The organism is Mesorhizobium sp. M0408, assembly GCF_040321495.1.
Classification (GTDB): Bacteria; Pseudomonadota; Alphaproteobacteria; order Rhizobiales; family Rhizobiaceae; genus Mesorhizobium.
In genome coordinates, this window is the sequence record NZ_JAMYRO010000023.1 from 26,988 (window position 1) to 49,128 (window position 22,141).

At 58.3% G+C, this 22,141-nt stretch carries 17 protein-coding genes and 3 pseudogenes; 9 read left to right on the plus strand and 11 right to left on the minus strand.

The genetic code is table 11. From position 1 onward, the window contains the following. Positions 1-599 precede the first annotated feature (599 nt). Complete coding sequence (locus NKI67_RS24215) at positions 600-818, plus strand: hypothetical protein (RefSeq protein WP_352647274.1); 219 nt, start codon at positions 600-602, stop codon at positions 816-818. Between the two features lie 53 nt (positions 819-871). On the opposite strand, the gene NKI67_RS33905 is transcribed toward NKI67_RS24215, so the two are convergent. Further along, positions 872-1,039, minus strand: coding sequence for a hypothetical protein (locus NKI67_RS33905; RefSeq protein ID WP_352875123.1), 168 nt, complete (start codon positions 1,037-1,039; stop codon positions 872-874). 158 nt (positions 1,040-1,197) lie between these two features. Next, positions 1,198-1,668, minus strand: a complete 471-nt coding sequence (locus NKI67_RS24225; RefSeq protein WP_023679941.1) for a Ros/MucR family transcriptional regulator — start codon at positions 1,666-1,668, stop codon at positions 1,198-1,200. A gap of 328 nt (positions 1,669-1,996) precedes the next feature. Here NKI67_RS24225 and NKI67_RS24230 point away from each other — a divergent pair. From NKI67_RS24230 to NKI67_RS24255, 6 genes and pseudogenes are all read left to right on the plus strand, one after another. Further along, positions 1,997-2,916 (plus strand): annotated as a pseudogene (locus NKI67_RS24230) (metallophosphoesterase). A gap of 595 nt (positions 2,917-3,511) precedes the next feature. Then, positions 3,512-3,763 (plus strand): annotated as a pseudogene (locus NKI67_RS24235) (phosphomannomutase/phosphoglucomutase); the annotation flags it as partial. A gap of 12 nt (positions 3,764-3,775) precedes the next feature. Beyond that, the gene (locus NKI67_RS24240; RefSeq protein ID WP_352647279.1) at positions 3,776-6,076 is read left to right on the plus strand and encodes an AGE family epimerase/isomerase; all 2,301 of its coding nucleotides are present in this window, start codon (positions 3,776-3,778) and stop codon (positions 6,074-6,076) included. Positions 6,077-6,148: 72 nt separating this feature from the next. Further along, a complete protein-coding gene (locus NKI67_RS24245; RefSeq protein ID WP_352647281.1) occupies positions 6,149-6,484 on the plus strand; it encodes a GYD domain-containing protein in 336 nt (111 codons plus the stop codon). A 520-nt stretch (positions 6,485-7,004) separates the two neighbouring features. Beyond that, positions 7,005-7,835 (plus strand): PA3715 family protein, encoded by an 831-nt coding sequence (locus NKI67_RS24250; protein ID WP_352647284.1) that lies wholly within the window; start codon positions 7,005-7,007, stop codon positions 7,833-7,835. 124 nt (positions 7,836-7,959) lie between these two features. Continuing rightward, on the plus strand, positions 7,960-8,508 hold the full coding sequence (locus NKI67_RS24255; RefSeq protein WP_156948240.1) for a class I SAM-dependent methyltransferase: 549 nt from the start codon (positions 7,960-7,962) through the stop codon (positions 8,506-8,508). Positions 8,509-8,849: 341 nt separating this feature from the next. Here NKI67_RS24255 and NKI67_RS24260 read toward each other — a convergent pair whose 3' ends face one another. After that, positions 8,850-9,083: a DUF6429 family protein gene (locus NKI67_RS24260; RefSeq protein WP_352647286.1), complete on the minus strand. Its 234-nt coding sequence runs from the start codon at positions 9,081-9,083 to the stop codon at positions 8,850-8,852. Positions 9,084-9,200: 117 nt separating this feature from the next. Beyond that, positions 9,201-9,436: pseudogene (locus tag NKI67_RS24265) on the minus strand (hypothetical protein); the annotation flags it as partial. Between the two features lie 323 nt (positions 9,437-9,759). On the opposite strand from NKI67_RS24265, the gene NKI67_RS24270 reads away from it, so the two are divergent. Beyond that, positions 9,760-11,346 carry an adenylate/guanylate cyclase domain-containing protein gene (locus NKI67_RS24270; RefSeq protein WP_352570795.1) on the plus strand — a complete coding sequence of 529 codons (1,587 nt, stop codon included), beginning with the start codon at positions 9,760-9,762 and terminating at the stop codon, positions 11,344-11,346. A 147-nt stretch (positions 11,347-11,493) separates the two neighbouring features. Here NKI67_RS24270 and NKI67_RS24275 read toward each other — a convergent pair whose 3' ends face one another. Next, positions 11,494-11,739 carry a type II toxin-antitoxin system VapB family antitoxin gene (locus tag NKI67_RS24275; protein ID WP_254820584.1) on the minus strand — a complete coding sequence of 82 codons (246 nt, stop codon included), beginning with the start codon at positions 11,737-11,739 and terminating at the stop codon, positions 11,494-11,496. Between the two features lie 445 nt (positions 11,740-12,184). On the opposite strand from NKI67_RS24275, the gene NKI67_RS24280 reads away from it, so the two are divergent. Beyond that, on the plus strand, positions 12,185-13,006 hold the full coding sequence (locus NKI67_RS24280) for a class I SAM-dependent methyltransferase (RefSeq protein ID WP_352647288.1): 822 nt from the start codon (positions 12,185-12,187) through the stop codon (positions 13,004-13,006). A 272-nt stretch (positions 13,007-13,278) separates the two neighbouring features. Here NKI67_RS24280 and cysQ read toward each other — a convergent pair whose 3' ends face one another. The 6 genes from cysQ to NKI67_RS24310 form a co-directional block, all read right to left on the minus strand. After that, entirely contained in the window at positions 13,279-14,067 is a 789-nt protein-coding gene (gene cysQ, locus NKI67_RS24285) for a 3'(2'),5'-bisphosphate nucleotidase CysQ (protein ID WP_352647368.1), read from the minus strand. Positions 14,068-14,077: 10 nt separating this feature from the next. Continuing rightward, a complete protein-coding gene (gene cysN / locus NKI67_RS24290; RefSeq protein WP_352647290.1) occupies positions 14,078-16,015 on the minus strand; it encodes a sulfate adenylyltransferase subunit CysN in 1,938 nt (645 codons plus the stop codon). Positions 16,016-16,017: 2 nt separating this feature from the next. Further along, positions 16,018-16,923: a sulfate adenylyltransferase subunit CysD gene (cysD, locus tag NKI67_RS24295; RefSeq protein WP_352451750.1), complete on the minus strand. Its 906-nt coding sequence runs from the start codon at positions 16,921-16,923 to the stop codon at positions 16,018-16,020. Between the two features lie 343 nt (positions 16,924-17,266). Next, positions 17,267-18,583, minus strand: a complete 1,317-nt coding sequence (locus NKI67_RS24300; RefSeq protein WP_352647292.1) for an O-antigen ligase family protein — start codon at positions 18,581-18,583, stop codon at positions 17,267-17,269. Then, positions 18,580-19,761, minus strand: a complete 1,182-nt coding sequence (locus NKI67_RS24305) for a tetratricopeptide repeat protein (RefSeq protein WP_352647294.1) — start codon at positions 19,759-19,761, stop codon at positions 18,580-18,582. Before NKI67_RS24305 ends, NKI67_RS24300 begins: the two co-directional genes overlap by 4 nt. Beyond that, entirely contained in the window at positions 19,727-22,111 is a 2,385-nt protein-coding gene (locus NKI67_RS24310; protein WP_352647296.1) for a GumC family protein, read from the minus strand. Before NKI67_RS24310 ends, NKI67_RS24305 begins: the two co-directional genes overlap by 35 nt. Positions 22,112-22,141 lie beyond the last annotated feature (30 nt).

Sequence of the window (22,141 nt, forward strand, 5' to 3'; positions counted from 1 at the left end):
TAAAAAACGTATTACATTTCATGGTTATTGTTGGTTAACATTGTCTGCTTGTCAATTGATTCGTTCGCAGCCGAATTGCGTATACGTCTACTACTTACGGAGAAGGTTCGCCGCTGGAAACGCTGAATGCGGTGGTTCCGTGGGAGGGTATTCCGCATGCCGCTGGCGAAGGCGCTGAAGCAGCCGGATGCACTTAATTTGAGAATCCACCGCCCAAGATTCTTACGTTTAAATGCCAACCCTTAGCAAAACCGGCGCATTCTTACGTTCAACTGCCAAGCGACAGCGGGAGTGGCATACGCTGCGGGCATGGTGCAGAAATTGCTCGCATCATGCCGAGGTAAAGTCGGCCGCACTCATCCGCAGGTATGGCAAAGGCGCGCTGTTCGGCACGGTCGAGAGGGCGCTGCTCTGTACGAGTTGCGACAGGGGCGGGCCGGTTCGGCTGGAGATTCACAGGCTGCCGAGGAAGCTGGAAAGATGCAGGACTTGATCGATTTCTACAAACCAACTCGGCCCTGGTGCTAGCCAACCCAGGCCCCTTTGCTTCGTTCGCGGTCCTTTTTGGAGGCGGAGGCTTCCTGGTCGGGCGCTACTTTTTGACGGAGCGCATCGCCAATCTCGAAAGCCGCATCGCCAGGCGGGATGACGAGATCGTCGACCTCAAAGTGCGACAGACGGCCAAGAAGCTGGAACTGCCAATGGTTCCTATCGCTCGTACCATGGCCGTCGACGAATACGACAGGCCGGCGCCTTTCAGTGGGAGGTTGCCTGAAAGGCGCCAGCCCGGACGAGCCATCAGGTCCGCCGCGCCTTAGCGATAGTTGAGTCGCAGCTTCGCCGTGCACAGCGTGATCGCGGAAGTTTGCATTTACGCGCTCCCGTCCGTTTCACTCTCCTCATCGATTTCGCGCACGGGCAAATAGGCGTTCGTTTGCAGCCATTCCCGCAGCACGATCTGAATGAGGTCCGCCCGGCCGATTTTCATTTCGGCAGCAATGGAGTTGAGAGCGTCCTCGGTTGCTGGCTCCAGCGGCAACGCCGGCGACGTTCCTATAGCATCAATGCGGCGCGACGCAGAATGATCTGCAAATCCGCACGCGAAATGTCTGCGATGCGACCAGCAGCGCTTTCAAGCTCTTCGGCAATGGATTGGCGTGTCATCGCATTAGTCCGCTTGCCTGAGGCAGGGTGTTCTTAGGCACTCACCCGCTTGGCTGGTGCCTTCTTGGTTGGCGCCTTCTTGTTGGTGGGCATTTTTGCACTCACCTTACGACCCAACCCACTAGCTTTTGCTAGCTCCGATCGCTGTGCTGCGTAGCTTGGTGCTACCATAGGATAGTCCCGCGCCAACCCCCACTTGGCTCGATACTCGTCAGGCGTCATCCCAAGCAAGCCCAAGTGCCGTTTCATCGACTTGAACTTGCGCCCGTCTTCTAAAGAAATGATGTGGTCGGGAAACACAGATTTTTTGGGATTGACCGCCGGGGTCTGTTTTGGCTGCTCAACCACAGATGGCTTGACTAAGCTAACGAGAGCGGAGTTCACCGAAGAAATAAGATCGGGCAGGTCTGCTACTGGCACTGCGTTATTTTGGACAAACGCCGCAACAATATCCGCGGTCAATTCCATCAATTCTGCATTCTGGCGATTGTTCTCTTCGGTCATTCATCAAACTCCTATTGCTATTCCGCTTTCGTATGGGGGAAAGTCGGATTGCGCAAGAAGCAGGTCCACAGAACGAAATACTCGGGATCATTGGCCGGCCGCTGCGCAGGTCCTCCGGAAGCCAGGCTGCCGGGGTTTGTTCCTCTTTTGTCCGAAATCGGCGTGTAGGATCGGATCGTTCCGACGCTCCTTCGCGTTGGGTAAACCGACAGGAGGAACGACCATGTCAGAGGACAAACACGAACGCATCCGGCGCCGCGCATATGAGATCGGGCTGCCGCAGCTGAATTCGTGGCGCTCCCTAAAACCGACCTCGTTCTGCTGGGAAATACAAGTGCTGACGTCGCGGCGCTCATTCCTGAAGCTCTTTGGCGCCGTGTCGCTCGCGACATTCGGTCTGGCGAGTTATGCCCTCGCGATTGAGCCTCGGTTTCGACTGCGTGTCACTCACTACAAGCTCCTTCCGCCGCGCTGGCCGACGACTGCCAGGCCCTTGCGCATCGTCGTGGTCGCTGACATCCACGCCTGCGAGCCTTGGATGCCGGTTTCCAGGATCGATGAGATCGTCGCTGTTTCCAATAGCCTGCAGCCCGACATCATCCTTCTCCTTGGCGACTATGTGATGGGCGTGCTGCCTCGCTATGCCACCGGGATCGTGCCCGACACTGTTTGGGGCAATTCACTTTCGAAACTTTCCGCGCCACTCGGCTGCCACGCCATTCTCGGCAACCACGACTGGTGGCACGGTGTCGATAGCGTCCGCGCAGCCCTCGTCGACAATGGCATTCCGGTCCTCGAGAACACCGCCACGCTTATTCGGCCGCAGGATGGCCCAGCGTTCTGGCTCGCGGGTCTTGGCGACCAGTGGGCCAAGAAGTTTTCTCGCGGCGTGTACCAGGGCGTCGACGATCTGCCTGGAACAATGGCTGGAATACCCGACGACGGCAATCCGATATTGCTCCTTGCGCATGAACCGGACATCTTCATTACTGTCCCTGACCGTGTCAGCCTGACGTTATGCGGCCGTACACATGGCGGACAGGTGCGCTTGCCATTCATCGGCCCCCCATCATCAATTCAGCCTACGGACAGCGCTTCGCCTATGGGCATATCGTCGAGGGTGGGCGGCACATGATCGTATCCGGGGGTTTGGGCGTATCGTGGCTGCCGGTGCGCTTCGGCGTGTCGCCGGAGATCATGGTCGTCGATATCGGCCCGAAAACGTTCTCTCTTCCTGTCGACGGATGACATCTGCCGTTGCAGAGAGACCTGCCGTTCGCGGTTGACCGTTCCGTGTGAGGGTATCGATCGTCGTGTACATGCGGTCGGGGTTTGGCCGAGTTCCCATCGCCTACAAGGCGAACGCGGCACAGTCCATCATCCTTTTTCGGAGGCCGGCTGATAGCTCTCGATTTCCACCAGAATGCCTTTGAGAAGTCGAGCCAAGCGTCCGAAACACCTTTCTTCGACATTCTCGGGACGGCCATGCTTGGACGAGCCCTCCTTTCGGCCATCGGCGGGCATACTCCTATTGGACGAGGCGGCGCGACCCAGCGTGTTAGGACTACTCCAATTGCTGAAGGGGCCTGCGTCGGGCAGCGTGCTAGAACTGTTGCGAATAGCGGATCGAAGAACCGGGACTCTGAGTATAGTCGACCAGGCCAGCCGAACACATTCCTTTTCGGAAACAGTGCTCTCATCAAAGCCACTGGCTTTCGGGAATGCGAGGCGCGCTGGTGGTTCGGCCATCCAGACACGGAGAAGTGCCCGAACTCAACCTGATGGGCGTGTAAGAGATCGGCATTGTGCTTGGCACCTTGACCCGCCGAATGGGTGCAGAGACGCGGAATTCACGACAATGAAGGCGGACGGGATCGAGTTCGCTGGCCAGCCGCTGGCCAAGCTCGTCACATGAATGGAGTGCGTGTCGTTGCCCAAGACGGCACGTGGGGTCTGGTCAGGGCCTCGTCGAACAAGGCGGAAATTGTTGTCGTCGTGGAAAGTCTCGCCGGAACGACGTCGCGAGATGTTCGAGGCTGTCGATGCCGTGCTGCGCCGCAATCCAGAGGTCGGAGCCTACAACCAGACATTTTGAGAGGACTGGGCCATGCCGGAGCGGATCGTAAGTTTTGTCATGAGCGGGGGCGTCGGGTCACGGCTGTGGCCGCTCTCGCGCGAAGACAATCCCAAGCAATTCCACGACCTTTCGGGCGACGGCTCCATGCTCGCTAAGACTGTCCGACGCCTCAAGGCGCGGTCGGACGGCGAGACGCCGATCTATCTGATAGCCTCCGAACGGCATGCCGACCGCGTTATCTCGGACATCGGTCCGCTCGGCCTGAACGGCGGCAGCCCGATTTTCGAACCCGTCGGCCGCAATACCGCCGCTGCGGTGGCCATAGCCACCTTGCACACGATCTCCGAATATGGCGGGGACGCGCTGGTGCTCGTGGTCCCCTCCGACCATCAGATATCGACCGAAACGCAATTCTGGGAAACCGTCGAGGCGGGCATGCCTGCCGCCGATTCAGGCAGCATTGTCGTGTTCGGCATCAAGCCGACGCACCCCGAAACCGGGTACGGTTACATCGAGATTGCGGCAACTGGTGACGGAGTGGCCGCCGTTTCGCACTTTGTCGAAAAGCCCAATGCCGAGACGGCCCGCAGCTATGTGTCTTCGGGAAGATTCTACTGGAACGCCGGCATCTTCCTGTTTCGTGCCGACACGATGCGGAAGGCATTTCTCGACTTCCGGCCAGACATCTGGGACACCGCGGAACGGGCCTATAAGGCTGCACGGACTGACGGCTTGGGCATCTACCTGCCCCAGGGCTTCTATTCGGCTGTCCCGTCGACGTCGATTGACTACGCAGTCATGGAGCATGCACGCGGTATTGCGATGGTTACGGCTTCCTTCCGCTGGAACGACCTTGGATCGTGGCAATCGCTGCTGGAAGCCAGCCCGACGGACCCCGACGGCAATGTCGTAATGGGCGACGTTGTCGCCATGGATTGCGGCAACTCCTACCTCAGAAGCCAGGGCAGACTGCTGACAGTCATCGGAATGAAAAATGTGGCGGTGGTGACGACACCGGACGCGGTTTTCGTCGCTCCTGTCAGCTGCAGCCAGAACGTGAAGAAAGTGGTCGAACAACTCGAGAAGAGCGGACGCCTTGAAACGAAGTTCACGGGGTCGGACGACCGGGTCATCATCAGCGGGTCATGGCGCAAGCGGGTCGAGCACTGGCTCTTCAACGAAACCCTGCCGCTGTGGTCCACTGCAGGTGTCGACGATGCGTATGGCGGCTTCCACGAGGCTCTCGGTTTCGATGCAAGGCCCTTGGGCAAACCCAAGCGCATGCGCACGATGGCTCGCCAGATTTACGCGTTCGCGGTGGCCAAAGAACGCGGCTGGGTTGGACCGGCCGACAAGCTCATCGACCACGGCATCGAGTTCATCGCCAAACACGGCCGCACCGAACGCGGTGGCTGGGTGCGCACCCTCAATTCCGACGGCAGCGTGGCTGACCCGACGGAGGACGCCTACGACCATTCCTGCGTGCTCCTGGCGCTTGCCCATGCTCACCGATGCGGCCATCAGGATGCCCTGCAGCTGGCACAAGAGACGTTCCATTTCATCGACACCCATCTCGAGGACGTCAGCCTGAACGGCTTCCTCGAGACCCCCGGCTGGAAGGGGGTGCGGTTCTCGAACCCGCACATGCACATGCTGGAATCCTTCCTTGCCTGGCATCGCGTCACCGGCGAGCGTGCATATCTCCGTCGGGCGGCACGCGTCATCGATCTCTTCCGGTGCCATTTCTTCGATCAGGAGAGCTGGACGCTTGGGGAACATTTCGACGTCGATTGGCTACCGTTGCCGGGAGAGGAGGGACAGTGGACCGAACCAGGGCACCATTTCGAATGGGCCTCGCTCCTCGTCGAGTTCGCGCGGGCAAGCGGGCAGAAAGACTTGGCGGCCTACGCCAGGAAGCTCTATTCGTCGGCGATCGCCAGCGGATTGAACCGGGCCACGGGCCTGGCTTATGCAGCCGTGTCGCGGCAGGGAATTCCCTTCGACCGGCTCTCCCGCAGCTGGCCACAATGCGAAGCCGTCAAGGCGGCCGTCGCCCTGGACGGCATCGGCGGGCCTGATCTGAAACCCGAGATCGAAGCTCGTGTCGCCCGCCTCTTCAAATGGCATATCGATCCCGCACCGCTTGGCTTGTGGATCGACAGGATTGACGAGCGCGGAAGGTCACTGGCAACGGAGGTTCCCGCGAGCATTTTCTACCACCTCGTGACGGCCTTGATGCAGTATCTGGACAAGACCGCAGGGCAGGTCGAACCTTTCCCGCTGCCAGCTTTGGATACGAGCAAGAGCGTTGCGATGCAGGGTTACGGCTGACCCAACTGTCCGCCTTAGCTCCGTGTTGGAACGATCAATAACGAAACTAGTACAAGATCGGGAGGAATACCCATGAAAGTGACAATCCTGGGAAACTGTCCGCCTCATGCCTACAAGGGATTGATACAAGGCTCAGACCGGGAAGCTGCAATCAAGGCGGTTTTGGAAAGCGTTGGTGGCAAGGTGTCCGGTATGATGTTTACTCGCGGCGCCTATGATATTGTCATCAATGCTGAGGTTCCGGACCAGGCCGATGGCATGGACCTAGCATTGGCGGTGCGGGCAAGCGGCTGGGTGAACGACCTCGTTGTCCTCGAAGAACTCGACATGAATGCGGTGCTCGCAGCTGCCAAAAAGGCTGCTGGCGTTGACAAAGCTCGCCGGCTGATTGGACTGGCTGTACATTGAAGGCAGCACGGTTCCGATTGAACGCGCCGTGCTGCCAAGTCTCAAGGAAAGACAAGCTGGGGTTTCGGAAAGCCGAAGCAGGCGCGGCACTGGTTCTGCTTCAATACCGCGCCGACAGCGAACGCGCCCGGCTCAGGCGGTCAGAAACGGAGGTCATGCCGAGTTAATTTTGGAATGTACACCCTAGAAGGTGCGCTTGACGGATCGGCGAGGTCCGGTTTTGTAGAGGTTTCTTGTCGGAGCGCTTCTTTATCTAATCGGAGCGCGACAAGGCAATCGAGATCACATTGTCAGTATCAGTTTTTCAGGTAGCTCGAACAGCATTGGCAAAATTGGCCGCTCGGGCGGCGTTCTCACGATCACCGTCCCTAAGCGAGCTCGGACTTTACGACTTTCCAGGATACCTATGGTCCTGACGCAGCGGGTGGAGCTAGCCGTCACTTCCCTACTCCCTGTGCGCCGCCACCAATCTCGCGTAGAAGGGCCCTGGCCGAACCCGGCCCCGCGACGCGAGAACTCCATGCGAATAGTGTTGCCTATTCTGTTGCTCGGCGCCGCCCTCGCCAGCCCGTCGCCCGCCCGGGCAGCGGCCGGCGATTGCGGCGATGCCGCCGCGCTGGTGCAGCAGGCCTATCCCGAGGCCCGAAAGAGCGCCGACGGCGCCTCATTCACGCTTGCACCCCACACGAGCATCGCCTCAACGCTCCCGGAGAGCGATGCGCCATTCGGCCTGATCTGCAAGATCTGGCCGGCACATGACGACCTGCTTTTGGTCGCGGTACCGCTGATCGACAGCGCTAACAGCGACCACCTGCATGTCGGCGACATCGAGCTACTGGTCGTCGATAGAAAGAGCCTGCGGGTGCGCCAGCGCCTGCTCCAGCCTGGACTGATGACCGATGATGCCATCCCCATCCGCATGGTCGAATTCGACACCGGCCGCTATGCACTGGCCCCTGAGGTCACCGCCTTCGGCCTGCGCATCGAAATGGCAAACCATTCGCAGGCTACTCCCTTCACTGAAACCGACCTGCGGCTCTATGCCGTCGCCAGCGATGCGCTGCGCTTGGTACTCGACGGCCTCGTGGTGGCCGGCCATGGCGGCGAAGGCGATGCCAGTTGCGCTGGATCGTTTCATTCCAGCCAGGTCAGCCTGGCGATGAGCCCGGCGCGCCATCACGGCTATCGTGACATCATTGCGGTCGAGCGGACGGATACCGACAATCCCTCCCCCGACAAAGATGGCGAATGCCAGTCCCATCCCGCCAAGTCTGTGAAGCGGACCTACCGGCTGCGCTATGACGGCAACCGCTATCCGGTTCCCGCGGCACTCAGGGTGATGGGGTTGTGATGCCGCCGCACACGTCCCTGCCTTGGTTCGTCAATGTGATCAATTCCAGTTGAATGGGTATCGACCATTAATTCTCTCGTGGTAGGAGGCGCTCAAGGGGGCTCTTCCCAAAGGAGCTGATGATTTGTGGTGGTCAAGATTCAAAAGGGGTTTTGCAGGAACGTGGGACGACAGACTTGACGGGCTATTCTCCGCAAAGGTCGACTACGCCGGAAAATCCATTCTCGATGTTGGCTGCAATATGGGTGTTGTCGCCTATGAGATATCCAAGCTGAAACCCAGTTCGATCCACGGGATCGACATTGCCAAGCCGCATATCGAGACTGCAAAGATGTTGTTGAGTGGCTCCCCGGTGCATGCCCGGTTCGATCGCCTAAACCTCGGCAGCCGACGCCTCGGCAACATCCTTCTGCCGAAATACGATATCGTCCTGCTGCTGGCCGTCTATCAGCACATGCAGCGCAACATCGGCCCAGGCAAGGCGCGAAGGGTGCTTTCCAATATTGTGAGGCGCACATCAAACGTCGTTGCCCGCGTTCCGCCTGGAACGGATGGCGAATTCATTGAAACGCTCTCTGACGAGGGGTTCCAGGTCAAGAGCACTCACACATCGCCTCTTGGTAGTCATGTGCTCGTGCTTGAGAAACCTGCCTTCGGAAATCCGCAGCCATGATGACACATTGCTTGTGGTAATCTGCCTCTTCAACATCCCATGTACCAGCAGCGGGCGCAGACCCGCTGCCTGCCTGCAACTCGGCCCGGGAAGCGCCGATTCGCCGGCAGAAAGCATCTTGCGGATGGACCTCGCGCCAATGCCGTTGAGATTTAGCGTCGCGACTGCGGTGTTCTCTGCCACTGCCTTAACAGACAGGATGCCCCCGTTGGCCTAGGTGACGAAGACGAGTTTGGCCGCCACGGCAAGGGCACTGCCCGTCCCGCCTGCCGTCAGCGCCGCCGGTATCGAAATTCAACCACGTGCGCCATCATTTCTTAGGCACGCCCAGCGCTCATGGCTCATGGCGCCGGGCGGGTGAACAGGGCTCGGAATTGCTCCTCCGCACGCCGCAGTCCTTCATCTGTCAGAACCACTGACTTCGCCTTGTTTGCCGGATTCGCGATCAACCCCTTCTCATGCAAGCGATCCAGAGCATTCCAATCCAACCCCTTCCAGGCGCGCCTCTCTTCATGCAGCGTCAGCCAAAGCAGGCCCATAACGGCATCGTCGATCTTGTCGGTGTCGATCTCCATGCAAGCAGTTTAACACGCGAAAGCGCCGCTGCCACGATCCACACCGTAGGGTTATTCCTCGCGCAACGGTTCGCCTGAAAATAAATGCTTCACCTAGGCGTCGCATGCGCGACGGCGTCATTTGGGGGGACGAGCCGGGATGGGATCCGAGTTCATCATGGTGCCTAAGCGGCCGTGGCAGCCCTTGCTGCTGGCAATGAAATGCGAATTGGCGAAATCCTCGTCGTCGCTCTGGTTGCGCTTACCGCAGGCGAGCGGCGCACCATTCAGGTGCGCGTCATGCTGCCGGCATCGCGCAGTACCGCGTCACCCGCCGCAGGGTCCCTTTCCATAGTGCGGCCGAAGCGCGGATACGTTTTGCGGGACGCTTTCTTTTCCGACCCGCTCTACGACCGCAGAAGTCTCAACCTTGCCAGAGGTGAATTTTTGACCCCTGAGCGGTTATCGCGGAGCGCATTCCGGGCCATAACCGACGTTGCGACATCCCTTCACTGATTCACTGTCCGTCAGGCGCCAGAATGCGAAATCCGCTGTGAGGGTCGGGGCTTCGCAACAACCGCTCAAGGTCGGTCCGACGTTGCAGGGCTGATGTGTTTTCATCGAGCCAAGACTGACTCTGGTACCGTGCCGGGAATGAGCTATAGTTCAGATAATAAGACGGCCGGGCGCCTGCACAATGGCTGGACTGGGAGAACAGATTGCGCGTCAGCAGCGCACCATGGGACCGCTCCTGGTGGCGGCAGTGGTCATCGGCCTTATCGGTCTGCCCGTCGCAGCCTGGCTCGACCTCCGAGACCTGTCGGAACGGATGCTGCGCAGGCAAGCCAGCGAAATCAGCCGCATCATCGACGAAATGCGCGGATTCTACGGCAGCGACGTCGTGGGACGCGTGCTGCAAGCTAACGGCGCCGTGACTGCGACGCACAACTACCGGGACGTGCCAGGCGCGATCCCTATTCCAGCAACCCTCTCGATCGAACTCGGCAAGCGCATCAGCGCTCATGACGGGTCGGTCAAATATCGGTTCGTCTCGGATCTGCCTTTCAAAGGTCGCGCGCCCCACCAGCTCGATGCGTTCGAGCGGAATGCAATCTTGGCTTTGCGCGCCAACCCGAAGGAGCCGATCATCGAGGTCTCGGGTTCACTGTTTGACCGGCAGGTCCGCGCCGCGGCCCCTGTCATAATGGGACAAGTGTGCGTGACCTGCCATAACTCACACCCGGACAGCCCCAAGACGGACTGGAAGGTAGGGGATGTCCGAGGGATCCAGGAGATATCAGTCAATCAGCCTATCGCCGCGAATGTGCTGACCTTCAAGTATCTGCTCCTATATTTCGGTTTCGCGGCGGCGGCGGGCCTGACGTTCATTCTCCTGCAGCGTCGGCAGTCCGCGTTGATTCAGGGCATCAACAAGGAGCTTTCCGAGGCAAACGACTTCCTGGCCGCGATTTCATTGAAGATCGCCAAATACCTTTCGCCTCAAATTTACAAAAGCATCTTCAGCGGCCAGAAGGACGTCACCATCGCGACCGAGCGCAAGAAGCTCACGATCTTTTTCTCCGACGTCAAGGATTTCACCGCGATCGTGGAACGGCTCCAGCCTGAGGACCTGACGCTTCTCCTCAACGAGTACTTCACCGAGATGTCGACGATCGCGCTCAAACACGGCGGCACCGTCGACAAGTTCATCGGCGACGCGCTTCTTGTGTTCTTCGGAGACCCCGAGACGCAAGGCGTCGAGGAAGACGCGAGAGCCTGCTTGCGCATGGCTGTCGACATGCAGCGTCGGCTGGAGCAGTTGAACAGGGTGTGGCATGACCGCGGAGTTGAACGGCCCTTCCGAGCTCGCATGGGCATCAACACGGGCTATTGCAATGTTGGGAACTTCGGTTCCGACGATCGGATGGACTACACGATCATTGGAGCCGAGGCGAACTTGGCGGCCCGGCTGCAGTCGATTGCCGAGCCCGGCGGCATCTGCCTCAGCTATGAGACTTACGCGCTCGTGCGCGACCTTGTCCGGGCGCGTCCATTAGCACCGATTGCCATGAAGGGGATCAGCCGGGAGGTTGTCCCCTACGAAGTCGAGGGCCTCCTGGGTGAACTCGCCCAGCGCCCTCAGGTCATCAGCGAGCATGCGACTGGTCTCGACTTGTTCCTCGATGTTGAGGCAATCGACGAGAACGGGGTGGAGCGGGCGAAGAAACGACTTTCGGAGGCGCTCCTGGCCTTAACCATCCGAAGCAAGCCCGCCGCATTTTAGGCTCTTGAACGTGATCCAATCTGGACCGTGGCCAGCCAAGTAAAGTCCGGTTCAACACCGTTCAGCCGCGCCGGGTCCCGGCCAGGAGTTCGCGCGCATCATCCTCGTTGGTCATCAGCGCCGTCAGGGCCGAGGCGTCGATGAACATCAGTCATTCTCGTACAGGCTGTCGCGAAACGCCTTGTCGGCGGGCCTGCCGTGATCAGGCTTGCCCCGGGCTCGCAGATCACGGCAGAACCTGACGCCGATCTCCACCAGGGACGGTCTAGCCTGTTCGCGCTCAAGCTCATGCTTGAGCGCGGCATGGACGGCCTCTGTCAGACCAGTCCTTTTAAGTGCGGCGACCCGGCGGGCCAGTGCGTCGGTCTCGGGATTTTTGATGTGGAACGCCATGACTCGCTCGTATAGCCGTTCAAGTGCATCGGTATATAGCACACCGTGTGAAGGTCCGGGGAGCGTCGACCGGAAGGGTCACCAACGGAATCGGCCACGCCAACCGACCGAGTTGGCGGCTGCGCCTCGCTTGCCGCAGGCTGGATGGGGACCGTAACCCTGTTGTTTACAGACCCCGAGCATATCTGATCGGTAAGCGATCGTTTCCGGATACCTTTCGGGAGTGGCCGCGATCTGTGAGGTTGCCGATCCTGTATTGGGATTGGAGATCGGCTTGGGTCTGGACTTGACCGGTGCTTGACGAGCCGCTGGCTGAGATCGCCGGTCTGCTCGATATCACGGTCGATGCCATGACGGGGCGAATCTCCTGCTGCTCCGCTGACTCGACGTTATATCAGGGGGCGCTAATTATCGGTCCTCGGGTCAAAAACCTTAGAAGGCCGACATGCTGAAACCATCGTGGAACAACGCTCGAGGAAGCCGACTTCTATCTCTTTTTCGCAGCTATGCTGATCGTATCACAACGCGGCGGGTCACACGCAAACTTGATTCGTACGGAGATTGGCTGAGAGCCCTCACCCTGACACTCCTCCCGACGAGGAAGGCTCATCACTGCAATGCTTGCGATCGCGGTGTGGCGGCTTTTTACCGTTTCGGGCGATACACGCTTATTTGCCCGCTTTGTCATGCCCTGGATCGTGAGCGGTTTTTGATTTGTGCTCTAGACCGTAAGCTTCTCGGGCTTCCGGCGGGACCGCTTAGAATTCTCCAGATTGCGCCGAGCGAGAAGGGGCTTTCAAAGAGACTATCTCAGGCGGGCAACCTCATTAAAGGCGATATCGAGCCCGGACGGTACGGCCCCGATACCGTGCAGGTTGACCTAATGAACATGAACGGCACCAGCGATCTCGATATTGTCGTCTTGTGTCATGTCATGGAGCACGTCCCTGACGATCGGCATGTTTTTCGGCAAGTTTGGTCATCCCTTAAGCCTCGAGGACAGGTCTGGATCCAAGTACCGCTTATCTATCGTCAAACGCTCGAAGCGACGCCATCCATGTCACGGAGCGAGCGCGACGAGCGCTTCGGCGGATCAGATCACGCGCGAGCCTACGGACCCGATATCAAGGAGCGTATCGAGGACGTGGGTTTTACGGTCGCTCGAATACATTCAGACCGTATACCTGCCGCCGATCGCGAGCGTCTTGGGCTTCTCCCCGATACTCTCTTTATCGCCGAACGGCCGGAGCAACACAATTCGGATTGAGAGCGCGAAGTTCCCGACGCCATCCTTGGTGGCGATCATCGCTACTGTGGGCAAGCGCATCGCGGATCGCGTCACGCTGCACATTCCGACAGCCAATTTCCCTATTCGATCATCGATCCGAGAAGCTCTGATCGCGGCCAGCAGTTAGTGTCACACCGTCACACCTGCGCTTTCACACCGGTCTGGAACTGCGCTTACCGGAGGCGATAGGTCGTGCATCCGAAGAACGCCGGTCAGGTCTGACGCGGTCCTTTGATTTGCGCAACCAAGGTCTATGGGGATTGAGCAGCCTTGCCGCTGGCGATAAAATGCGGATTGGCGAAATCCTCGTCATCGCTCTGGTTGCGCTTGCCGTAAGCGAGCGGCTCGCCATCCAGCGTGCGCGTCATGCCGCCGGCAGCGCGTAGCACCGCATCGCCCGCGGCCGTATCCCACTCCATGGTGCGGCCGAAGCGTGGATACACGTCCGCCTCGGCGCCGGCGACGAGACAGAATTTCAGCGACGAGCCGACCGAGACGATCTCGGCGGCGCCAAGCGCGCGGATATAGGCGTCGGTTTCCGGCGTGTTGTGGGAGCGGCTGGCAACGACGGTCAGCGGCACCATACCGGCCCTTGCCGAAATCGGCTGGCGATCGACGATCTCGTAGTCGTCATTGATCTCGATCGTTTCCGCTTTGCCCGGCCGGCCGGAAAAGAAGCGGCCGGTGCAAGGCGCGAAGACGACGCCGATCTCGGGCACGCCATGGCGAACCAGCGCGATGTTGACAGTGAAATCGGTGCGGCGGTTGACGAATTCCTTGGTGCCGTCGAGCGGATCGATCAGGAAAAAGGCGTCGCCGAGATCCGGCGCCATGATGCCGGCAGAGGCTTCCTCCTCTGCCACGCATGGAATCTCTGGAAATGCGGCGCGTAGCCCGGCAAGGATGATCTTTTCGCTCTCGCGATCCGCCTCCGTCACTGGCGAACTGTCCGACTTGCTGTCGACCGCACAGCCGACACGAAAGACACGCATCACCTCGCGCCCTGCCGCCAAGGCAAGGTGCTCGAAGACGGCGAGCATCGCTTCGTCGTCAGATACCGCCGCCGCTATCATATTGGTCTTCGGCAATGTCGCGCTCTATCAGCCAGTGTTCCAGGGCGTCCACCATCTCCTCGGCGGATTTGCCGAGGGTCTTGAGATGGATTTCGGGCTTTTCCGGCACCTCATACGGTGAATCGACGCCGGTGAAATTCTTGATCTCGCCATTCAACGCCCGGGCATAAAGGCCCTTCGGATCGCGCCTGGCGCATTCCTCGAAGGGTGTGTCGACAAACACCTCGACGAATTCGCCGTCGGCCATCAATTCGCGTGCCATGCGCCGCTCGGCGCTGAACGGCGAAATGAACGATACGATGACGATCAGCCCGGCGTCGGCCATCAGGCGCGCCACTTCGGCGACGCGGCGAATGTTTTCGACACGATCGGCGTCGGTGAACCCGAGATCCCGGTTGAGGCCGTGACGGACGTTGTCGCCATCCAGAATGTAGGTATGGCGCCCCGTGGCGAAGAGCTTTTTTTCAAACAGATTGGCGATGGTCGACTTGCCCGAGCCCGAAAGCCCGGTGAACCAGAACACGGCCGGCCGCTGGTTCTTCATATCGGCGCGGGCGCGCTTGCCGACATCGAGCGACTGCCAGTGGATGTTTTCGGCGCGGCGCAGCGAATGCAGGATCATGCCGGCGCCGACCGTGGCGTTGGTGATGCGGTCGATCAGGATGAAGGCGCCGGTGGTGCGGTTTTCGGCAAACGGATCGAAGGCGATCGGCGACCGCGTCGAGATGTTGCATATGCCGACTTCGTTCATCTCAAGCGACTTGGCCGCCTCATGGGCAAAGTCGTTGACGTTGACGCGGTATTTCAGGTCGGTGACGGTGGCGCTGGTCTGGTCGGTCTCGGTGCGCAGGATGTAGGAGCGGCCAGGCAGCAGCGCGTGTTCGTCGAACCAGACGATATTGGCGGCGAACTGGTCGGCGACCTGCGGCCGCGCTGCCGGCGACACCAGCATATTGCCGCGCGAGACTTCCACCTCGTCGTCGAGGACAAGGGTGATGGCCTGGCCGGCGATAGCCTGCTGAAGATCGCCGCCATGCGAGACGATACGCCTGACGTGCGAGGATTTGCCGGATTTGGCGACGACCACCTCGTCGCCCGGCGCAACCGAGCCGGAGGCGATGGTGCCGGCGAAACCGCGAAAATCGAGGTTGGGACGGTTCACATATTGGACCGGAAACCGGAACGGCAATTCGACCGCGGCCTCGTCGACCGAGACGGTTTCGAGATGTTCGATCAGCGTCGGGCCGGAATACCAGTCCGTCCTGTCGGAACGGCCGGTAACGTTGTCGCCGTAGCGGGCCGACATAGGGATGGGCACGATCGTCTGGAAGCCGAGCTCACGTGAGAATTGCCCGTAATCCGCGACGATCCGTTCAAAAACCGCCTGGTCGAAGCCGACAAGATCGATCTTGTTGACGGCGAGCACAATGTGGCGGATGCCAAGCAGCGAGGCAATGATCGAATGCCGCCTGGTCTGACGCAGCACGCCCTGGCGGGCATCGATCAGTACGATTGCGAGATCGGCGGTCGAAGCACCCGTCGCCATGTTACGCGTATACTGTTCGTGGCCGGGCGTGTCGGCGACGATGAACTTGCGCTTTGGCGTGGCGAAGAAGCGATAGGCGACATCGATGGTGATGCCTTGCTCGCGCTCGGCCTCGAGGCCGTCGACCAGCAGCGCGAAATCGATATCGTCGCCGGTGGTGCCGTGCTTGCGCGAATCGCGCTCGAGCGTGGCCAGTTGGTCCTCGAAAATCTGCTTGGTGTCGGAAAGCAGGCGCCCGATCAGCGTCGACTTGCCGTCGTCGACCGAGCCGCAGGTCAGGAAGCGCAGCAGCGACTTTCGTTCCTGCGCCGCCAGATAGTCGCGGACACCGTCGGTCGGGGCGAGGCTCTTGGCCATGATGTGGCGCATGCTCAGAAATACCCCTCGCGCTTCTTCTTTTCCATCGAGCCGGCTTCATCACGGTCGATCAGGCGACCTTGCCGCTCGGACGTGCGCGCCGTGAGCATTTCGCCGACTATCGCCTCCAGAGTGTCGGCTTCCGAGTCGATCGCGCCGGTCAGCGGATAGCAGCCGAGCGTGCGGAACCGCACCATCCGGTTCTCCACTGTTTCGCCGGGCCGCAGCTGCATGCGCTCATCATCCCTCAGGATAAGCATGCCATCGCGCTCGACGACCGGCCGCTCCTTGGCCAGATACAGCGGCACGATCGGGATGTCTTCCTGGAGAATGTACTGCCAGATGTCGAGCTCGGTCCAGTTCGACAACGGGAACACCCTGATCGATTCACCGGCAGCGATGCGGGTGTTGAAAATCTTCCACATCTCCGGCCGCTGGTTCTTCGGATCCCAGACATGCTGGGCGTTGCGGAACGAGAAGATGCGCTCCTTGGCGCGCGACTTCTCCTCGTCGCGACGGGCGCCGCCGAAGGCTGCGTCAAACCCGTATTTGTCGAGCGCCTGCCGCAGCGCCACCGTCTTCATCACATGTGTATGGGTGTTGGAGCCATGCTCGAACGGATTGATGTTGTCACGCACGCCGTCTTCATTGACATGGACCAGGAGGTCGAAACCGAGCTTTTGCTGCATCTGGTCGCGAAAGGCGATCATCTCGCGGAATTTCCAGGTCGTGTCGACATGGAGAAAGGGAAAGGGCGGCTTGGCCGGATAGAATGCCTTCATGGCCAGGTGCATGAGCACGGACGAATCCTTGCCGACCGAATAGAGCATCACCGGCTTGGCGAAGGCCGCGGCCACCTCGCGAAAAATATGGATGGATTCGGCCTCAAGCCGCTGAAGGTGCGTAAGTGCGATGTTCATGGACTGCGAGCGTTCTTTCGTACCGATCCACGGAAGGGCCTGCATCGGAGGCGACCTTCAGCCGCCCGATTCAAACTGCACTTCCGGACAATCTATTCTCGTGCGGGCGTTCTAGCAGATCGTTCCGGTCCAGAACAATGCAAGACAAGCCTGCGGCTGAATGGTTCGGGAATGAATTTTCCATACAGCCGGGAAAATCGGGAAATTTCTGCTCAGCGACCGATTGCGCTTGGAAGGGGTAGGAAAATATTGCCCTGGGCTGGGAAGCTGAGAGCCAGGAGCCGGCTCGCCTGACAGTCGTCCTCCTCATTCAGCCAACGGCCAGCAGCGGCGACGAGCATGGCTAAGACGAAGTTCCGATGGGAACAAGTAGCTTGTCACCGTTGTGATCGATCTCGATCATCTCGCTCTTGCGGCCCAAGCGTTCCGCAAATCCTTTGTGAAAGATGATGGCGTTCATATAAGCAAAGGTCATCGCCAACGCCTCGGTTCGCAGCGGATAGTCGACCAGAGAATGAATGAGAAGAAACGATACCGAGAGGAATGCGGCCTTCTGAAGCGGGTCGCGGCGAACCCTGGCCAATGCAGCAAAAAGCAGTGCAAAATAGCCTACCATAAGTGAAATAGCGGGAATTCCGCCTTCGAACGCCATTTCAAGGTAGTCATTGTGGGCATGGTTCACGTATTGTTTGAAAATCATGCTCTCCCGTTCGTATATCTGGTAGGCGTTTTGAAAATTCCCGAATCCGACACCCGTCGCCCAATTGTCCTTGATCCCCTCGATGGTGGTTCGGGTGAATTCTCCTCGCCCGAAGGCCGGATCGAGCACCTGTGTATCTATCTTAGTCCAGGCGCCTATCGTGTAAATCGAGAGTCCAACAAAAGCCAGGAGCACGCTAAATCCACTCGCCCTTGAGCGGGCTGAAAGGAAGATGACGGACAACACCGTGATGGCCAACCCAATCAGAGCACCGGCTCGGGAACCGGCTGCCAAAAGCAGCAGCAAAAGCGCGATTAAGCCGAAGGATCCGGACAAAAGATGCCCGCGGAACAGGCCGTAGTGGACGATGAAGGGAATCGAAACGAAAAGCAAAGCAGAAAAGTGATTCGCGTTGGCAAAAAGCCCTGCGTTAATCGTAAAAGGCAAGAGCCCGACAATGGCGATGTCGTTGGAAAGCGAATATTGAATCGTTCCGGCCAAGCCGTTGCAGATAACGCCCATGAAGAAAAAGGGAAGAAGCGCGCTGACCTGTTCGGCACGCAAACGCAATACGGCTAAAAAAAACGCGGCTGCGGCCAAAAGATAAAGCAAACATTCGACCGTGCGGCCGACCCCAACGCTGATGAAGCGAAATCGGCTTTCTCCAACCCAGGGATCTCCGAGCAGCAGTTCCGGCCGCAACCCGTTGAACATGGCCGCCGGCAGTGGGACGATTTGCAAAACGATCAAAGCCACCGCGAAGATCAGCAGCCACAAAGCGGACTGGGAGATTCTTTGCCCAGCGGTCTGCGTGAAAACGGCCGCTGCCGAGACAATCGCCGCGACCTCGATCAAGGTGTCCGTATAAAGGCCGCTTGCGGTGCCGCCACCGATCAGCAGCGACACAAACAGGACCGAGCCGAGAACATATTTATCCCATTCCGACGGCCGATCGTTCAAGATGGAAGTCTCTCAATGGTCAATTTGTGCATTACCAACGTACCGACATATCGAAACCGCCAGCTCTCGGCAATGGCGGCAGTCTGTAGCCTTAGCAACTGCAGAGGACATGCCGTCGGCCCAACTGAAAATTCCTCGCTAAGATTCTGACGATTATAGGTGCCTTCCGGGATATTGAATCGTGCTATTTCTCCCGCCGGATCAACGCATCTGATCGACCAGAACAAATCCTTTGGAAGCTTCAAGTTTCGTGCAGATGCAACCAGGGAAATTTTGTACGAGCCTGGAGGGAGCGCAACATATTGCTGAAGGGCAGTGTTCTTGACCGGTGTGTTCAAGAACCGGACAGTCGCTCCGCCCTCGCCCTCCACCGCGTCCTGGGATGTTGCGAAAGTGACTTCCAAGCCTGATTGATCCTGTAGCTGCCAATCGAAGGGCTTGCCACCGGACGTAGGTTCGAAGGTGCTGTTGAAAATGTATCCACCTAACTTTCGTTCCTCGTCAGTAAGGCTGAAAAGAAACAGCCGGTATGCCGGCTCGTATTCTTTCTGACGGATATAGCCGGCCATCACAGCAGCCAATTCGCTCGACGTCGGCGGTGCGCTTGATCCAGTCAAATCTAGAAGCAGCCGATTTGCTAAATCGAGTCCTTCGGGGGTTTTGTTAAGAGAGAGAAATAGACTGCCTCTCCAAGGCGCCTCTGCTCCGATGGACGCCAGCACGGCTTGGTAGCCCTCGGGATTTGAGAGGATCGCTGGTATGCCATCAGCAATCGCCGAAAATTGGTCCGGCCATCGCCGCAGCAATATGTCCATCTCAGCAACGGCCTTCGACAAATCACCAGTTTCTATCTTGCGGCCAATGGACCTCTGCAGCGCATGGATCTCTGTCTTGGACAATTTTCGGGCTTGGTCGAAAAGCTGGTAGGCCTCGTCTTTTTCGCCTTGCCGGTATTTGATCTCGCCGATCAGGCTGTAGAGACGTGCGTCAGCCAAATCGAACGTTAGCGCGCGCTTGGCCTTGGCAAGCAAGGCATCAAGATCGGCAGCCTTAGTCGTGTCGTTCAGGTCACTGCTGATTTCAGCTATCAATGCGTCGATATTGAGCGGATCCAGGGCAAGAGAAACAGCTGGTGTTTCTGCTTCAAGAAATCGACTTAGCCCGATCGAGGAAGCCACCAATACGAGAACGGATGCGACGAACCAAACGACTGAATGTCGGAGACTTCGCATAAGCGGGCTGGCTTGCTCCATCATCGACTTTGCCCTCAATCCTCGGAGTACTCGAGTCTGTTCCGTAGTTGTAATACTGATAGTTCATATATTTGTAGGCGTAATTATAGTCGAACTTGTTCACCGCAAACTTTGACATCGCGGCTCCGACCACGTTAGCGCCAGCGGCTCGCAGGCGCTTCAGCGCGGTCTTGGCCGACTTGCGTGTCACCTGATTTGTAGAGATGACCATCAATGTACCCTCAGCGAGCCGGCTGAGAATGGGAGCATCCGAAAGGCCCACGATCGGCGGCGCGTCGATAATAACAAGATCGAAGCGCTTGCCGAGATTGGTTATGATCAGAGCCATCTTCGGTGAAGAGAGCAGATCCGCAGGATTTGGAGGGATCGTTCCAGAAGTTAGAGCGGTCACATTGGGGTATTTCGTCGCCCTGAAGATGCTGGCGAGATCCTCCTTGCGAACGGTGTTTGTCAGCAGATTGCTCAGCCCGATCGTATTGTCGAGACCAAACAGTCGATGAAGGTTCGGTTTGCGGAGATCCCCGTCGACAATGAGAACCCTTGCGCCGAGTGCAGCAAAATCCTGGCCGAGTTTGAACGACGTGGTCGACTTGCCTTCCGAAGGCTCCGAACTCGTGACGACCAGCGATCGTGGCGCGCCTTCCGCCCCGGAAAACTGCAGCGATGTTCGAAGCGACCGATAGGCCTCCGACAGTCCGGACTTCTGATCGGCAATACTGGCTGTGAGTTCCCGGTCGTCCACGTACGGCAAGATACCGAGCATTGCCAACCCCAATTCTCTCTCAATCTGCTCGGGACTGGTGAAGGTGTTGTTCAACAACTCGATCACATAGATAACCGACGCGCATAACGTCATAAACAGAGCCAAGGCAATAGCAAGATTTAGACTGAGACGCGGTGAATAAGGCAACTCAGGAAGGGCTGCGAAATCAACGATGGCAGCGCTCTGTGTCTTAAGCTCAGAACTCACTCCAACTTCGTTCAGCTTAGCTATAAGACTGTCGTATTGTGATCGGTTGGAATCGACTTCACGCTTTAGAATAGTATATTTAATATTCTTGTCGTTGAAGATAGCTTGCTGCTTCTCCATCTCCGCAAGCTTGCTCTTAAGGTCCGCCTCCTTGCTTTGTGCCTCTTGATATTTTAGGCGCAGCGAATCGGTTATCGCGAGGACACCATTGTTGTAGAGCCTTTGCAATTCCTTGATCTGCGACTGAAGCTGCTGCATTTCGGGGAAACCAGGCTTCAGAATGCCCAACTTCTGCTGGTATTGGCTGGTCAGATCCGCCAACTTCTCGCTGAGCTTCTGCAGACCCTCGCTTTCCAGGACGGGAGCGAGGCTTGATCCGCGACCTTTATCGATCTGGTCCACGATTCGGCCGGCATCGAGACGGTCCTGAATCGCAGTTGCGAGAGCAGTGTTCAGGGCCTCGATATTCGAGCCTATCAATGACTTGTCGTCGCCGGTTACCGTAATGCCAGCATCCTTAGCATAGGCGACCAGCTCCTCTTCCGATTTCTGAAGTTTTTGCTTCACTTGCAAGACCTGTTCCTGGATGAACTGCCGGGCCAGGTCAGAGGTTTCACCGGTCTGATCGAGACGCTGATCGATGAAGCTTTGAGCAACCTGATTGGCTACATCGCTTGCGTACTTCGGTTTCTGATCGATAAAGGTAATGGACAATAGACTGGTGTTAGGAACCAGGTTGACTGTAAGGCCATTAAGCACGCGATCAATCGCAATCGCCTCACGTTGCTCTGGTGTCTTCCCGTCCATGGAAGGCGCCTTGGAAATTCCGAAGGCGCGATAGAAGATGTTGATGGGTGAGAAATCGGGTACCGGAAACAAGAAGTCTGGTTTTTCACTAAGCCCCAATTGAAACACAACGCGCTGGGCCAGTGCACGGCTTCTCAGCTTTTCTCGGGCCGTAAGAAAGGCGCGCACGTCGCTGTTTTCGGAAACCACCTCGATGTCCTGGAACACCTTGGCCGATGGAACTAGCACCTCCAACTGCGTTGTTGCCTGATACTTTGGAGTCTGCATCATGGTAATAATGACGCCGGCGACAAGCCCAGCGACCGCCATGATGACGATCAGCCAGCGATACTGGACAGCGTAAAAGAGCAGCTTTAGCGGACTGAAACGATGATCCGACTCCAAGGTATCACGGCCGTACGGGCTATAGTTTTGCGCACCGTCATAATAGAGGTCCGCGGACAACGCCTGGCTATGCCCGGGTCCCGCAATTTGGTGCTGCCTGTTACGATCGAGCATAGCGCTAGATTATCCTAGGTTGCTTGTGTA